The organism is Pseudomonas sp. SORT22, assembly GCF_018417635.1.
Taxonomy (GTDB): domain Bacteria; phylum Pseudomonadota; class Gammaproteobacteria; order Pseudomonadales; family Pseudomonadaceae; genus Aquipseudomonas.
The window spans coordinates 1,768,883-1,783,304 of sequence record NZ_CP071007.1 but is presented as its reverse complement, the minus strand read 5'-3'; the positions used below and the strand labels follow the sequence as shown (position 1 = coordinate 1,783,304).

13 protein-coding genes and 5 tRNA genes are annotated in these 14,422 nt (G+C 62.0%); 7 read left to right on the top strand and 11 right to left on the bottom strand.

Features of this window, described 5'->3' with window-relative positions; genetic code table 11:
• Position 1: 1 nt before the first annotated feature.
• Positions 2–625: a glutathione S-transferase gene (locus JYG36_RS08410; RefSeq protein WP_093380561.1), complete on the bottom strand. Its 624-nt coding sequence runs from the start codon at positions 623–625 to the stop codon at positions 2–4.
• A 183-nt stretch (positions 626–808) separates the two neighbouring features.
• Between JYG36_RS08410 and JYG36_RS08405 the strand changes: the two genes are divergently transcribed.
• Together JYG36_RS08405 and JYG36_RS08400 are read left to right on the top strand one after the other, a co-directional pair.
• Positions 809–3,256, top strand: a complete 2,448-nt coding sequence (locus JYG36_RS08405) for an acyl-CoA dehydrogenase (RefSeq protein ID WP_213603572.1) — start codon at positions 809–811, stop codon at positions 3,254–3,256.
• A 68-nt stretch (positions 3,257–3,324) separates the two neighbouring features.
• A complete protein-coding gene (locus JYG36_RS08400) occupies positions 3,325–3,732 on the top strand; it encodes a PA2817 family protein (protein WP_045195203.1) in 408 nt (135 codons plus the stop codon).
• A 103-nt stretch (positions 3,733–3,835) separates the two neighbouring features.
• Here JYG36_RS08400 and JYG36_RS08395 read toward each other — a convergent pair.
• From JYG36_RS08395 to JYG36_RS08375, 5 genes are all read right to left on the bottom strand, one after another.
• Positions 3,836–3,911 (bottom strand) — tRNA-Gly (locus tag JYG36_RS08395).
• Between the two features lie 91 nt (positions 3,912–4,002).
• A tRNA-Gly gene (locus tag JYG36_RS08390) sits at positions 4,003–4,078 on the bottom strand.
• Positions 4,079–4,083: 5 nt separating this feature from the next.
• Positions 4,084–4,159, bottom strand: a tRNA-Glu gene (locus tag JYG36_RS08385).
• Between the two features lie 103 nt (positions 4,160–4,262).
• Positions 4,263–4,338: transfer RNA gene (locus JYG36_RS08380), tRNA-Gly, on the bottom strand.
• A 2-nt stretch (positions 4,339–4,340) separates the two neighbouring features.
• Positions 4,341–4,416, bottom strand: a tRNA-Glu gene (locus JYG36_RS08375).
• A 335-nt stretch (positions 4,417–4,751) separates the two neighbouring features.
• On the opposite strand from JYG36_RS08375, the gene JYG36_RS08370 reads away from it, so the two are divergent.
• Positions 4,752–5,519, top strand: a complete 768-nt coding sequence (locus tag JYG36_RS08370) for a hypothetical protein (RefSeq protein WP_045195204.1) — start codon at positions 4,752–4,754, stop codon at positions 5,517–5,519.
• Between the two features lie 103 nt (positions 5,520–5,622).
• Here JYG36_RS08370 and msrC read toward each other — a convergent pair whose 3' ends face one another.
• Together msrC and JYG36_RS08360 are read right to left on the bottom strand one after the other, a co-directional pair.
• A complete protein-coding gene (gene msrC / locus JYG36_RS08365) occupies positions 5,623–6,105 on the bottom strand; it encodes a free L-methionine (R)-S-oxide reductase MsrC (protein WP_093380555.1) in 483 nt (160 codons plus the stop codon).
• On the bottom strand, positions 6,102–6,992 hold the full coding sequence (locus JYG36_RS08360) for an ATP-binding protein (RefSeq protein ID WP_045195206.1): 891 nt from the start codon (positions 6,990–6,992) through the stop codon (positions 6,102–6,104). Before JYG36_RS08360 ends, msrC begins: the two co-directional genes overlap by 4 nt.
• Before the next feature lie 82 nt (positions 6,993–7,074).
• Here JYG36_RS08360 and JYG36_RS08355 point away from each other — a divergent pair, with 82 nt between their 5' ends.
• Positions 7,075–9,435 (top strand): response regulator, encoded by a 2,361-nt coding sequence (locus JYG36_RS08355; protein ID WP_213603570.1) that lies wholly within the window; start codon positions 7,075–7,077, stop codon positions 9,433–9,435.
• Here the strand turns inward: JYG36_RS08355 and JYG36_RS08350 are convergent.
• Together JYG36_RS08350 and msrB are read right to left on the bottom strand one after the other, a co-directional pair.
• Entirely contained in the window at positions 9,428–9,913 is a 486-nt protein-coding gene (locus tag JYG36_RS08350) for a glutathione peroxidase (protein ID WP_045195209.1), read from the bottom strand. The genes JYG36_RS08355 and JYG36_RS08350 overlap by 8 nt on opposite strands.
• Before the next feature lie 15 nt (positions 9,914–9,928).
• A complete protein-coding gene (gene msrB, locus JYG36_RS08345) occupies positions 9,929–10,321 on the bottom strand; it encodes a peptide-methionine (R)-S-oxide reductase MsrB (RefSeq protein ID WP_045195211.1) in 393 nt (130 codons plus the stop codon).
• A 167-nt stretch (positions 10,322–10,488) separates the two neighbouring features.
• On the opposite strand from msrB, the gene JYG36_RS08340 reads away from it, so the two are divergent.
• The gene (locus tag JYG36_RS08340) at positions 10,489–11,700 is read left to right on the top strand and encodes a pyridoxal phosphate-dependent aminotransferase (RefSeq protein WP_123567230.1); all 1,212 of its coding nucleotides are present in this window, start codon (positions 10,489–10,491) and stop codon (positions 11,698–11,700) included.
• A 225-nt stretch (positions 11,701–11,925) separates the two neighbouring features.
• Complete coding sequence (gene htpX / locus JYG36_RS08335; protein WP_045195215.1) at positions 11,926–12,813, top strand: protease HtpX; 888 nt, start codon at positions 11,926–11,928, stop codon at positions 12,811–12,813.
• Between the two features lie 47 nt (positions 12,814–12,860).
• Here htpX and JYG36_RS08330 read toward each other — a convergent pair whose 3' ends face one another.
• Entirely contained in the window at positions 12,861–13,511 is a 651-nt protein-coding gene (locus tag JYG36_RS08330) for a thiopurine S-methyltransferase (RefSeq protein ID WP_213603568.1), read from the bottom strand.
• Between the two features lie 104 nt (positions 13,512–13,615).
• Between JYG36_RS08330 and JYG36_RS08325 the strand changes: the two genes are divergently transcribed.
• Entirely contained in the window at positions 13,616–14,383 is a 768-nt protein-coding gene (locus JYG36_RS08325) for a DODA-type extradiol aromatic ring-opening family dioxygenase (RefSeq protein ID WP_093380543.1), read from the top strand.
• The last annotated feature ends 39 nt before the right edge of the window (positions 14,384–14,422 follow it).

Genomic DNA, 14,422 nt, shown 5'->3' with positions numbered 1-14,422 from the left:
ATCAGGTCAGCGCCGTCATCACCGCCGCCTGATAGGCCGGACGTTCTTGCAGGCGCTCATACCAGGCGCGCAGGTGGCGCATCTCGGGGCGCTCGATGGGCATCTCGAACCAGGCGTAGGCAAAGCAGCCCAGGGGGATATCGCCCATGCCCAGCTTGTCGCCAGACAAATACGGCTGGTGCGCCAGGGCCTGGTCGGCAATCGACAGCAACTGCGCGCAGGTCTTGTGTGCGGCATTGATTGCCACCCAGTCCTGCTGATCGGCAGGCGTGCGCAGGATGCCCCAGAACAACGGCCGGAACGGCGTGGCCAGGGAGGAAGTAACCCAGTCCATCCACTTGTCGGCCTCGGCACGCTTGCGTGCGTTCTGCTCATACCAGCCCGACTCGCAGCCGTACTGCGCCGACAGGTAGCGCACAATGGCATTGGACTCCCACAGCACCAGGCCGTCGTCCTCGATCATCGGCACCAGGCCGTTGGGGTTCAGCGCCCGGTACTGCGGCTCGTTGACCAGGCCGAAGGCGCCACCGGCATCGATCGACTCATACTCAAGACCAAGCTCTGCGGCGCACCACAGTGCTTTCCTGACATTCGACGAATTCTTCCTGCCCCAGATCTTGAGCATGTCGTTTCCCTGATGATTTGGCTGGTCGCCCAGTCTACTCCAGGCGCTCGCGCTGGCAATCGTTTGGCGTGCAGGCGAACTCCTGAGGTCATGTCCTGTCACTGTTCAGACAAGCCGTTTAGCCGATGCGGTCTAAGCTTCGATGGATGGCGAAATGCCCCGATGTTTCACGGAGGAATTCCTATGTTGCTGTTGTGGTTAGTGGTCCTGGTGATCGGCGTGGCTTACCTGGCCCACCGTCGCATCGCCGCCTTGCCGGCGTTGGGCATCGTTGCCCTGTACCTGCTGGCGATGGGCATTTTCAGCCACGCCCCAGGCTGGCTGCTGACGATTTTCTGGCTGCTGCTGGCCGCCGTCGCCGCGCCCCTGCTGCTCCCCGACCTGCGCCGCAAAGTGCTCACCGCGCCCCTGTTCGGCTGGTTCCAGCGCACCTTGCCGCCAATGTCGCAGACCGAACGCGAAGCCATCGACGCCGGCACCGTGTGGTGGGACGGCGAGCTGTTCAGCGGCCGACCGGACTGGAACACCCTGCTCGGCTACTCCAAGGCCGAACTCACTGAAGAAGAACAAGCCTTTATCGACGGCCCCACCGAAGAACTCTGCGCCATGGTCAGCGACTGGCAAATTGGCCAGGACCTGGATTTGCCCCCCGCGGCCTGGGAGCACATCAAGAGCCACGGCTTCTTCGCCCTGATCATTCCCAAGGAGTACGGCGGCAAGGGCTTTTCGGCCTACGCCCACTCGCAGGTGGCAATGAAGCTGGCGACCCGCAGCGGCGACCTTGCTTCCACCGTGATGGTGCCCAACTCCCTCGGCCCGGCCGAACTGCTGCTGCACTACGGCACCGACGAGCAGCGCAATCACTACCTGCCGCGCCTGGCCCGCGGCGACGAAATCCCCTGCTTCGCCCTCACCGGTCCGCTGGCCGGCTCCGATGCTGGCGCCATGCCCGACACCGGGATCATCTGCAAAGGCCAGTGGCAAGGCGAGGAAGTCATCGGCCTGCGCCTGAACTGGGAAAAGCGCTACATCACCCTCGGACCGGTCGCGACCCTGCTTGGCCTTGCCTTCAAGGCCTACGACCCCGAACACCTGCTGGGCGATAAAGAAGAACTGGGCATTAGTCTCGCGCTGATTCCCACCGACACCCCCGGCGTCGAAATCGGCAAGCGTCACCTGCCCCTGGGCGCGGCGTTCATGAACGGCCCCAACAGCGGCAAGGATGTGTTCGTGCCGCTGGAGTTTCTCATCGGCGGCCAGGACATGCTCGGCAAGGGCTGGATGATGCTGATGAACTGCCTGTCGGTGGGCCGCTCGATTTCCTTGCCAGCCGTGGGCACTGGTGCAGCCAAGTACACCAGCCTGGTGACCGGCCAGTACGCGCAGATTCGTGAGCAGTTCAACGTGCCGCTGGCGGCCTTCGAAGGTATCCAGGAATCCCTCGCGCGCATTGGCGGCAACGCCTTCCTGATGGACAGTGCGCGACTGCTCACCGCCAAGGCCGTGGACCTGGGCGAAAAGCCCTCGGTGCTGTCGGCGATTCTCAAGTACCACCTCACCGAGCGCGGGCGCGAATGCATCCAGCACGCCATGGACGTGCACGGCGGCAAGGGCATCATCATGGGCCCGAACAACTACCTGGGACGCAACTGGCAAGGCGCGCCGATCTTCATCACCGTCGAGGGCGCCAACATCCTCTCGCGCAACCTGATGATCTTCGGCCAGGGGGCGATTCGCTGCCATCCGTTCGTACTCAAGGAAATGGCCCTGGCCGGTCGCGAAGACCACGACCAGGCGCTCAAGGAGTTCGATCACCTGCTGATGCAGCATATTGGTTTTGCCGTCGGTAACGCCGCCAGTACCCTGGTGCTCGGCCTGGGCCTGGGCCATTTCGAGAAAGTCCCGGGCGACGCGTTAAGCCAAGGTTACTTCCGCGCCCTCAATCGCCAGTCGGCGGCGTTCGCCTTGCTCGCCGACCTGTGCATGATGCTCCTGGGCGGCGAACTCAAGCGTCGCGAGCGTTTGTCGGCGCGCCTGGGCGATGTGCTCAGTCATTTGTACCTCAGCTCGGCGGCGCTCAAGCGTTACCACGACCTGAATTCGCCCGAGTACCTGCAACCGCTGCTGCGTTGGGCCCTGGAGGAGAGCCTTGGCCAAGCCGAAAAAGCCCTGGACCGCTTGCTCGACAACTTCCCCAACCGCTTGCTCGGTTGCGCCCTGCGCCTGGTGGTGTTCCCCTTCGGCCGCCGGCATACCGGGCCAAGCGACGAACTGGACGCGGAGATTGCCGAACTGATCGGCCGCGCCAAGGGTGACCCGGCGCTGGAGGAGCTGCTTGCCGGTTGTTATCGGCCGCAAGCGGACGGCGACCCGGTTGCCGCCCTGCAACAGGCCTGCGATTTACTCAGCGCCGGCGCGCCGCTGCGTAAAAAACTGCACCAGGCCGTCAAGAGTGGCCAGGTTGACCCTGCGCCAGGCGAGTCGACTATCGACGCGGCGCTGCACGCTGGCGTGCTGCAAGCCAGTGAGGCGCAAAGCCTGCATGCCGCTGAGTCGGCACGCCGGCGGGTGATCGATGTCGATGCCTTCGACAAGGAGCAACTGCTACCGGCCGACGGCAAGATTCGCTAAGGGCCGGGACATCGGGCGCCGGGAGCCGTATACTCCCGCGCCCGTTTTTGCTCAAGAGGACTGCCTGCATGGCTACCGATCGCCTGGAATACCATCTCGCCCTGCTCACCCACCTGCGCACCATCCTGGTTGCCCTGGGCGAAGCCGAGCAGGTGCCGGAAGAAAGCCACGCGTTGTTTCTGGAGCGCTTCGACGATCTGATGCTGCAACTGCCCGTCGACCCGGAAAGCACCTATCTTGGCCAGGACCTGATGTGCCAGGTCATCCAGCGTTATCCACAGGTCGCGCACCTGGTACCGCGCGACCTGCTGTGGTTCTTTGGCGGCGACTGCCTGCACTTCATGCCGGAGAACGAACTGGACATGTACCAGGAACTGGAAGAGCGCCGCTTCGAGGCCGAGCAGAATGATGAACCCTTCGACTGGAACCAGGAAAAACAGCTGCTGAGCATGTCGGACGACGACAGCAAGCATTAAGCGATGAAGCTGCGCAGGGCTGACAACAGCCCTGCCGCACGCAGACAGCGGATAAAATCGAGACGAAAAAAAACGCCGTTCAAACGAACGGCGTTTCTTTATTTGGAGCGGGAAACGAGACTCGAACTCGCGACCCCGACCTTGGCAAGGTCGTGCTCTACCAACTGAGCTATTCCCGCAAATTTGTAGCGACCGGCCGGACCGGCAAGAACAAGCACTGACGCCCTTGTTCCATCACTACAGCGTTATCAAACGCTGGAGCACCATATTTGGAGCGGGAAACGAGACTCGAACTCGCGACCCCGACCTTGGCAAGGTCGTGCTCTACCAACTGAGCTATTCCCGCAAAAATGGCGTCCCCTAGGGGACTCGAACCCCTGTTACCGCCGTGAAAGGGCGGTGTCCTAGGCCACTAGACGAAGGGGACGACGCCCGAAACATGCAATGCATGCTTCAGTTACCAACTCAAACCATAAAGATCTGACGCTGGGTTTTTACAAGCCCTGCCGTTAAGCAAAGCCTTTGTAAACTGGAGCGGGAAACGAGACTCGAACTCGCGACCCCGACCTTGGCAAGGTCGTGCTCTACCAACTGAGCTATTCCCGCATTGGCGTCCCCTAGGGGACTCGAACCCCTGTTACCGCCGTGAAAGGGCGGTGTCCTAGGCCACTAGACGAAGGGGACACGCTACAACATTCACTCCCTGCCGCGTTCCGCTGTGTGCTTTACGCTGCAAGTGGCGCGCATTCTAGGGATGCTTTGATAAGCCGTCAACCCCTCTGTATAAATTTATTTAAATCAATGACTTCCCGGCGCTTTGCAGCCTTGCGCCAGGGCAACGCGCGCCTGAGGCTTGACGATTATTTTCTGACGCCCTACCCGCCTTCGGCCCAGCAGCCACGGCGATCTACCAGCAAAAGGCCATCAATCGCCCCCGGGCAACCGCCAAACAGCTCTATCCGGCTAAAAGCTTAGCCACTACACTCAAACAGTAAATCATCCTGTATGAGGCGTTAACGGTGACACCACTTCTGATCACCCTGCTTATAGTAGCGGGGATCGCGTTATTGATCGTGATCGGCTACCTGAACAACGTGGTCGAGAACAACAAGCTCGAGCGTGCCCGGCTGAAGATCGAGCTGGCCGAACGTTTGCGCCGTTGTGGCGAAATCACCGAAACCTTTCCTGGCCAGTTGATGACCCCGGCCCTCAAGTTGCTGTTGACCCGCCTGGAACTCAACCTCAACCAGCGCCAGTTGGCCCTGGACAAGCACAGCCGCGATATTCGCGCACGGATCGCCGAACTCGAAGGGCTGATTGCCAAAGGTGAAGCACTGCCGGTGAACAACCCGCCGATGCCGATCCAGACCGAAGCCCGGGCCAAGGATGTGCGTTTTTTGCTGGAAGGCATGCACAACCAGATCACCCGCGCCGCCCAGGAAGGCTTCCTGCCGACCAACGAGGCCAAGTACTGGGTCAAGGAAATTCGCCACATCCTGGTGCTGCTGCACATCGAGTTCTTCAACAACCTCGGCCAGCAGGCGCTGCAACAGAACCAGCCGGGGCACGCGCGCCTGGCCTTCGAGCGTGGCGTGCAATACCTGCGCAAGCAGCCTGACCCGGTGATTTACCGCGAACAACTGGAATACATGGAGAAGCTGCTGGCCCGCGCCAATGCCCAGGTGTTGAGCCAGCTGGAACCGGCCGAGGACGAAACCAACGCCCTGACCGAAGGCCTGAAGACCGATACCACCGAAGACTGGAAGAAAAAGGTCATCTACGACTGAGTTCTAATTGACCCAATCGCCGGCAAGGCCGGCTCCCACAAGGTTCGCTACATACAAGACCTGTGAGAGCTGGCCTTGCCAGCGATCGAGTGCAAAGCGCTCGTCAGCAATCGGTCAGTCGCAGGAAAATCCCCGCCAAACGCTCCAGCCCCGCCTGATCCACTTCACTGAAACGGGCAAGCTTAGGGCTGTCGAGGTCCAGCACGCCAATCAATCGGCCATCCTTTACCAGCGGAATCACCAACTCGCTGTTCGATGCACTGTCGCAGGCAATGTGCCCGGGAAACGCGTGCACATCTTCCACCCGCTGGGTTTCCCGGCTGGCCGCAGCCGCGCCGCATACACCACGCCCGAACGGGATGCGCACGCAGGCCACCTGCCCCTGGAATGGCCCCAACAGCAGTTGCTCGTTGCGGTTGAGGTAGAAGCCGGCCCAGTTCAGGTCTTCGACCTGACTGTAGAGAAACGCCGAAAACTGCGCGGCGTTGGCGATGAAGTCACGCTCATCGGCCAGCAGGGCTTCCAGTTGTGCCGCCAGCAGACCGTAGCCTTCGAGGCCGGCGCCGGTAGCGTTGAGGTCGATCATGATTTTTGCTCCAACAGTTTCAGTCCCACCCAGTAACGGGCGAACTGGTAGGCACAACGGCCGTTACGGTTGCCGCGACCGGTTGCCCAGCGCACGGCGAGAATGTCCAGTTCCTCGTCGCGGCGCCAGGCCAGGCCAGCGCTCTGCGCCAGCTGGGTGATCCAGTGCTCGACCACGTTGAGAAAATGCTCCTGGGTGAAGGGGTAGAACGACAGCCACAGCCCGAAGCGGTCAGACAGGGCAATTTTGTCCTCCACCGCTTCGTTGGGATGCAGCTCGCCGTCAACCATCTTCCAGTTTTCGTTGTCGCTCTGTTTTTCCGGCACCAGGTGGCGGCGGTTCGAGGTGGCATACAGCAGCACGTTATCCGGCGCCTGTTCGAGCGAGCCGTCGAGTACGCTCTTGAGCACCCGGTAGTCGCCCTCCCCGGCTTCGAACGAGAGGTCATCGCAAAACAACACGAAGCGTTGCGGCAGTTTCTGCAGTTGCTCGACCACCCGCGGCAGGTCGGCCAGGTGATCGCGCTCGATTTCGATCAGGCGCAGGCCGGCTTCGGCATGCTCGGCCAGCAGTGCGCGCACCAGCGACGACTTGCCGGTACCGCGCGAGCCCCACAGCAGTGCGTGGTTGGCCGGCATGCCATCGAGAAACTGGCGGGTGTTGCGCCCCAGTTGCTCGCGCTGCTGATCGACGCCGATCAGGTCGGACAGGCGCATGTCGAGGCTGACCTGCAGCGGCAGCAGGTAGCCGCTACGGCCATCGCGCTGCCAGCGCGCAGCCAGGCATTGCGACCAGTCGATGCTCGGGCGTGGCGCCGGCAACAGGGGCTCAAGGCGCGCAAGTACGGTTTCGGCGCGCTCCAGAAAAGCATTCAAACGTGAGTCCACAAGAATTCCTCAAGACAGATGCAAGGACAAAAGCACAGCTGAATGTGTGACAGGGCGTGCCAGCAGCCGGGACTGATCGGCTATGCTTGCGCAGCGCACGGAACGTGAAACTGGCTCGGGACTCATGGATATCAAGTTCACCAATCGCCTGTCCTACAAGCAAGCCCGGCTGACGGTCCTGGTCGGCTTCATCCTGGGTACATTGCTCAGTCTCATCCAGATCGGTATCGATTATGCCAGTGAAGACGCCTCCATCAACCGCGAGATGCAGGCGCTGCTGCAAATCAGCCATAACCCGGCTTCGCGCATCGCCTATAACATCGATGCCGAACTGGCCCAGGAACTGACCCGCGGCCTGCTGCAATCGCCGGCGATCACCCGCGCCTGGCTGATCGACAACAACGACACCGTCCTCGCCGATGTTCAGCGCCCACGCCAGGAAAGCAGCTACCGGCTGATCAGCGATTTCCTCTTCGGCGAATCGCGCCAGTTTCGCGACCAGCTGTTTCTCAGCCATATGCCCGACGAATACCTCGGCACCCTGTACCTGGACGTCGATACCTTTGCCTTTGGCAGCCGCTTTCTCAAGCGCGCCGAAGTCACCCTGCTCAATGGCTTTGTGCGCAGCCTGGTCCTGACCGGGATTCTTCTCGGCCTGTTCTACATCATGCTGACCCAGCCGCTGGTGCGGGTGATCAGCGCCCTGAGCAACAGTGATTCGCGCAACCCGGCGCAGTCCAAACTGTCGTTTCCACCCGGCCACGAGCAGGACGAAATCGGCGTGCTGGTCAAGGTCGCCAACCAGCAGTTCGTCAGCATGGCCACCGAGATCCAGCAGCGGCGCAACGCCGAAAACCGCCTGACCGACTACCTCAACGAGCTGGAGAACATCGTCTCGGCGCGCACCAACGAGCTCAAGGCCAGCAACACTCGCCTCAGCCAGTCCAACGAAGAACTCGAAGACGCCCGGCGCCGCGCCCTGGACATGGCCCAGGCACGCGCGGCCTTTCTGGCCAACATGAGCCACGAGATTCGCACCCCGCTCAATGGCCTGCTGGGGATGATCGCGCTGTCACTGGACAGCCCGCTCAATGCCGAGCAGCGCCAGCAGCTGTCGATTGCCCACGACTCGGGCAAGGTTCTGGTCGAGCTGCTCAACGATATTCTCGACCTGTCCAAGTTCGATGCCGGGCAACTGGAGCTTGAACGCATTCCCTTCGACCTCGGCGCGCTGGTCGAAGACACCGCCAACCTGCTGTCGCAGAACGCCGCGCCCAGTGTCGAGCTGACCTGCCTGATCGACCCGCAGTTTCCCTCGATGGTGCTCGGCGACCCGACACGGGTACGGCAGATTGTCAGCAACCTGCTGTCCAACGCCTTGAAGTTCACTCGCTTTGGTCGCGTCGATGTGCGCCTTTGCAGCTACGCCGGCGGCGTTCGCCTGGATGTCTGCGACACCGGCATCGGCATCCCCAGCGAAGCCCAGGTACGGATCTTTCAGCCCTTCACCCAGGCCGGCGCCGGTATCACCCGCCAATACGGCGGTACCGGCCTGGGCCTGGCGCTGACCAATAACCTCTGCGAAGCCATGCAAGGGCGCCTGAGCATCAGTTCTGAAGCCGGCTTTGGCAGCCAGTTCAGCGCCGAGCTGCCACTGCCCAGCCATACCGCGGCGGTGCCCGCGCAACCTTTGCATGGCAGCGTTGCGGCCATCAGCAATGCCAGCAGCGGCCTGGCCGAACTGCTGCAGACACTGCTGCCCGGCTGGGGCCTGGGCTACCAGCGCTACGACACGCCAGAGCAACTCAAGGACGCGACCCCGGACCTGCTGATCACCGACGACCTGGATTGCCTGTTCAGTTTGCGTCCGCAGATCAGTGCGCCAATCCTGCTGGTTACCGCCTATGGCAATTTCCTGCCCGGCGAACAGGCCGCGCACCTGGCGCCCTTGCAGCAGCAGGCCCGACCGCTGGCCCGCAACGCCCTGTATCAGACACTGCGGCGCACCCTGCACGGCGCCGACCACATCAACCAGTCACCGCTTGGCGGCGCCTCGCACAGCGAACGCCGTGCACGCATCCTGCTGGTCGAGGACAACCCGGTGAACCAGTTGGTGGCCAAGGGTATGCTGGCCAAGCTCGGCTGTGAGGTCAGCGTCGCCGCCCATGGCGCCGACGCCCTCGAACAGCTGGAGCAGTCACCCTTCGACCTGGTGCTGATGGACTGCAACATGCCGGTGATGGACGGCTATGAAGCCAGTCGGCGGATCCGCCAGAGCGGGCGCTGGCCAGACCTGCCGATCGTCGCCCTGACCGCCAACGCCATGCCCGAAGAGCGCGAGCGCTGCCGGGCCGCAGGGATGAGCGACTACCTGGCCAAGCCGTTTCGCCGCGAGGAATTGCTGGCGCTGATCGATCACTGGGTGCCGTTGACGGCTACCTGAGCAGTTTCTCGATCGAACCGGCCAAGGCGTCCGGCTTGGTGCTCGGAGCATAGCGGGTGACCTTGCCGGTGGCCGGATCGAGCAGGAACTTGGTGAAGTTCCACTTGATGCCTTCGGAGCCGAACAGCCCTGGGGCGCGCTTTTTCAGCTCGATAAACAGCGGATGGGCTCCGGCGCCGTTGACTTCGATTTTGCGAAACAACGGGAAGCTGACCCCAAACTTGAGCTCGCAGAACTGCGCAATCTCGCTCGCATCGCCCGGCTCCTGCTTGCCGAACTGGTTGCAGGGAAAGCCCAGCACCACCAGCCCCTGCTCGCGGTAACGTTGCCAGAGCTGCTCCAGGCCCTTGTATTGCGGGGTAAATCCGCACTGGCTGGCGGTGTTGACCACCAGCACTGCCTTGGCCGGGTAATCGGCCAGGGCTTTTTGCTCACCGGTCAGGGTAATGCAGGGAATCTTCAGCATTGCGTCGGCCATGACCTTGCTCCTTTGTCAGCGTGGCACCAGGTCCAGGCAGACCGAGTTGATGCAGTAGCGTAGCCCGGTCGGCGGCGGACCGTCGGGAAATACGTGGCCCAGGTGGGCGTCGCACTTGGCGCAGGTGACTTCGGTACGAATCATGCCGTGGGAGGTATCGCGAATTTCGATCATCGCGCTGTCGGCAATCGGCTCATAGAAGCTAGGCCAGCCGCACCCGGAATCAAATTTGCTGCTCGAATCGAACAGCGGCTCGTTGCAGCAGATGCAATGGTAGACGCCGTCGGTCTTGGTGCCGTTGTATTTGCCGCTGAACGGCCGCTCGGTGCCCTTCAGGCGGCACACGTTGTACTGCTCGGGGTCGAGCATGGCGCGCCATTCTTCAAGGGTTTTCGCGAGTTTTTCCATCATCAGGCCTCATCTGTCCAAAAACCCCGCGCCATGGCTTTTCCACAGGGCGGGCGGCACGTATATTATTGCGCCTCATCAGACATCAGTCTGGCACCCGCGTCATACGCATTTCAAACGTTTTCACAGCGCAATGCGCGGCGATCTTTTCTAATCGGGATCACATCATGCAGGTCAGCAAATCGAACAAGCTCGCCAATGTCTGCTATGACATTCGCGGCCCGGTGCTCAAGCACGCCAAACGCCTGGAAGAGGAAGGCCATCGCATCCTCAAGCTGAACATCGGCAACCCGGCGCCCTTTGGTTTCGAGGCGCCGGACGAGATCCTCCAGGATGTGATCCGCAACCTGCCGACCGCCCAGGGTTACAGCGACTCCAAGGGCCTGTTCAGCGCGCGCAAGGCGGTGATGCAGTACTACCAGCAAAAACAGGTCGAAGGTGTCGGTATCGAAGACATCTACCTGGGCAACGGCGTCTCCGAGCTGATCGTGATGTCGATGCAGGCGCTGCTCAACAATGGCGACGAAGTGCTGATTCCGGCCCCGGACTACCCGCTGTGGACCGCCGCGGTGAGCCTGGCTGGCGGTAACCCGGTGCACTACCTGTGCGACGAGCAGGCCGACTGGTTCCCGGACCTGGACGACATCAAGGCCAAGATCACCTCCAACACCAAGGCCCTGGTGATCATCAACCCGAACAACCCGACCGGCGCGGTGTACTCGCGCGAACTGCTGCTGGGCATGCTCGAACTGGCCCGCCAGCACAACCTGGTGGTGTTCTCCGACGAGATCTACGACAAGATCCTCTATGACGAAGCCGTGCACATCAGCACCGCCTCGCTGGCCCCGGACCTGCTCTGCCTGACCTTCAACGGCCTGTCCAAGTCCTACCGGGTGGCGGGCTTCCGCTCCGGCTGGCTGGCCATCTCCGGGCCCAAGCATCACGCCATGAGCTACATCGAAGGCATCGACATGCTGGCCAACATGCGCCTGTGTGCCAACGTGCCGAGCCAGCACGCGATCCAGACCGCCCTGGGCGGCTACCAGAGCATCAACGACCTGGTACTGCCACAAGGCCGCCTGCTTGAGCAGCGCAACCGCACCTGGGAGCTGCTCAACAGCATCCCCGGGGTCAGCTGCGTCAAGCCGATGGGCGCGCTGTATGCGTTCCCGCGCATCGACCCGAAAGTCTGCCCGATCCACAACGACGAGAAGTTCGTCCTCGACCTGCTGCTGTCGGAAAAGCTGCTGATCGTCCAGGGCACTGCCTTCAACTGGCCGTGGCCGGATCACTTCCGCGTCGTGACCCTGCCACGGGTAGACGACCTCGAGCAGGCCATTGGCCGGATCGGAAACTTCCTGAAGACATATCAGCAGTAACCTACTGCGCATATGGAAACGTCTGCGCCGCCCTCGGCGCAGACCTTTCAGACCCAGCATTCAGCCCTTACATCACCCGCCGCTCTGGCGTGCGGGTTGCTGGAATTCGTCTGTAATAAAGGCAAGTACACAGTTTGAAATAGTCGCCCGGTTGAATCACTGCAGCGCGCACCTTATATACCCCGCATACGTGACACTTTTATCCGTCAGGAGAACGTAACAACCATGATGCGCATCTTACTGTTTGTGGCCACCAACCTCGCGGTTGTGCTGATTGCCAGCATTACCCTGAGCCTGTTTGGCTTCAACGGGTTCATGGCGGCCAACGGGGTTGACCTCAAACTCGACCAGCTGCTGATTTTCTGCGCGGTGTTCGGTTTTGCCGGCTCGCTGATCTCGCTGTTCATCTCCAAGTGGATGGCGAAGATGAGCACCGGCACCCAGATCATCAGCCAACCGCGCACCCGCCACGAACAATGGCTGCTGCAGACCGTCGAGGAACTGTCCCGCGAAGCCGGCATCAAGATGCCCGAAGTGGGTATCTTTCCGGCCTACGAGGCCAACGCCTTCGCCACCGGCTGGAACCGCAACGACGCCCTGGTAGCGGTCAGCCAGGGCCTGCTCGAGCGCTTCTCGCCCGATGAAGTGCGCGCCGTACTGGCTCACGAGATCGGCCACGTGGCCAACGGCGACATGGTCACCCTTGCCCTGGTGCAAGGCGTGGTCAACACCTTCGTGATGTTCTTTGCCCGCATCATCGGCAACTTCGTCGACAAGGTGATCTTCAAGAACGAAGAAGGCCAGGGTATCGCCTACTACATCGCGACCATCGTCGCCGAACTGGTACTGGGCATCCTGGCCAGCATCATCGTCATGTGGTTCTCGCGCAAACGCGAGTTCCGCGCCGACGAAGCCGGCGCCCGCCTGGCCGGCACCAACGCGATGATCGGCGCCCTGCAGCGCCTGCGCTCGGAACAAGGTGTGCCGGTGCACATGCCCGACACCCTCAACGCCTTCGGCATCAACGGCGGCCTCAAGCAGGGCCTGGCCGGCCTGCTGATGAGCCACCCGCCGCTGGAAGAGCGCATCGAAGCCCTGCGCCGTCGCGGCTGATCGGTAGCAGCAATAAAAAAGGGCGACTTCGGTCGCCCTTTTGCATTTCAGCGCTGCAGGCGGTACACCCGCTCAAATAGCATCGGCACCCCGGCCTGAACGAACTTCGGGCTCTCGGCGAGAATATCCCGCGCCTCAAGCTCATGCGGCTGCCAGTCAGCGAACAGTTGCCGCACCTGGGCATCAACCACCGCAAAGGGCGGGCCCGGCAGCAGGGCCTGGTCGTAATCCATGGTGATCAACAGCCCCCGACACTCGGACCCCAGATAGCCACTGAGCAGCGCGGCATAGCGCTGGCGCAACGCAGGCGGCAAGGCAATCACTGCGGCCCGGTCATACAGCGCGGTGCAGTCGGCGATATCCTCGGCGCTCAGGGCGAAGAAATCACCACACCACAGCTGCAGGTTGCCACTGCGATAGGTCTTGAACGCGCCCCGCTGGCCGACTTCGGGCGTCAACCGCTGTTCGTTGAAGAAATCCTCCACCGCCCGCTGGGACAGCTCGATGCCGAGCACCTGATGGCCCTGCCCGGCCAGCCAGGCCAGGTCGAGGCTTTTGCCACACAACGGCACCAGCACCTTGCTGCCGGGCGCCAGGCCCAGGCTGGGCCAGTACTGTTGCAGGTCGCCGTTGACCTGGCGCTGATGAAAGCCGATCTGGTTGTCTGCCCAACGCTTGTGCCAGAACTCTGCCTGCATGGCATACCTCGAATTATTCGATCAGATTATGCGAAAACTTATATTGGAATCAGATCAATGATCTGCCGGAAGATGGACCCATCTTAACCGCCAGGACCCTCTCCATGCTGCCCAGCCTGTTTATTTCTCACGGCTCGCCCATGCTCGCCCTCGAGCCCGGTGCCAGCGGCCCGGCCCTGACGCGCCTGGCCGCAGAGCTACCGCGGCCCAAAGCCATTGTGGTGGTCTCGGCGCACTGGGAGAGCCGCGAGCTGTGGGTCAGCAGCCACCCGCAACCAGAAACCTGGCATGACTTCGGTGGCTTTCCTGCCGCCCTGTATGCCGTTCAGTACCCCGCTCCTGGCGAGCCGGCACTGGCCGAGCGCTTGATCGGCCTGTTGGGAGATGCCGGGCTAGCCGCGCGCCTCGACCCCAAGCGCCCGTTTGATCATGGCGTGTGGGTGCCGCTGTCGTTGATGTACCCGGCAGCCGACATCCCCGTAGTACAGGTGTCTCTACCAAGTCAGATGGGCCCGCAGTTGCAGGAGCAGGTGGGCAAGGCGCTGGCGCAATTGCGCGAGGACAACATCCTGCTGATTGGCTCGGGGAGCATTACCCACAACCTGCGCGAGCTCGACTGGCAGGCTGGACCCGAAAGCGTCGAGCCCTGGGCCCTGGCGTTTCGCGACTGGATAATCGACAAGCTGGTAGCCGATGACACCCCCGCCTTGCACGACTACCGCCAGCAGGCGCCGTTTGCCGTGCGCAATCATCCCAGTGATGAGCACCTGTTGCCGCTGTATTTCGCCCGGGGTGCGGGCGGGCGATTCGGGATTGCCCATCAGGGGTTTACGCTGGGGGCGCTGGGGATGGATATTTACCGGTTCGATTGATCCTGTCGCTGGATTGCGACCGATCGCGGGTCAAGCCAA

Bases quoted from the DNA above. Each gene is read 5' to 3' on its own strand.
- htpX (WP_045195215.1), top strand. From the start codon at position 11,926: ATGATGCGCATCTTACTGTTTGTGGCCACCAACCTCGCGGTTGTGCTG.
- JYG36_RS08410 (WP_093380561.1), bottom strand. From the start codon at position 625: ATGCTCAAGATCTGGGGCAGGAAGAATTCGTCGAATGTCAGGAAAGCA.
- msrC (WP_093380555.1), bottom strand. From the start codon at position 6,105: ATGATCGACCTCAACGCTACCGGCGCCGGCCTCGAAGGCTACGGTCTG.
- JYG36_RS08340 (WP_123567230.1), top strand. From the start codon at position 10,489: ATGCAGGTCAGCAAATCGAACAAGCTCGCCAATGTCTGCTATGACATT.
- JYG36_RS08325 (WP_093380543.1), top strand. From the start codon at position 13,616: ATGCTGCCCAGCCTGTTTATTTCTCACGGCTCGCCCATGCTCGCCCTC.
- JYG36_RS08355 (WP_213603570.1), top strand. From the start codon at position 7,075: ATGCTTGCGCAGCGCACGGAACGTGAAACTGGCTCGGGACTCATGGAT.
- JYG36_RS08350 (WP_045195209.1), bottom strand. From the start codon at position 9,913: ATGGCCGACGCAATGCTGAAGATTCCCTGCATTACCCTGACCGGTGAG.
- msrB (WP_045195211.1), bottom strand. From the start codon at position 10,321: ATGGAAAAACTCGCGAAAACCCTTGAAGAATGGCGCGCCATGCTCGAC.
- JYG36_RS08330 (WP_213603568.1), bottom strand. From the start codon at position 13,511: ATGCAGGCAGAGTTCTGGCACAAGCGTTGGGCAGACAACCAGATCGGC.
- JYG36_RS08400 (WP_045195203.1), top strand. From the start codon at position 3,325: ATGGCTACCGATCGCCTGGAATACCATCTCGCCCTGCTCACCCACCTG.
- JYG36_RS08405 (WP_213603572.1), top strand. From the start codon at position 809: ATGTTGCTGTTGTGGTTAGTGGTCCTGGTGATCGGCGTGGCTTACCTG.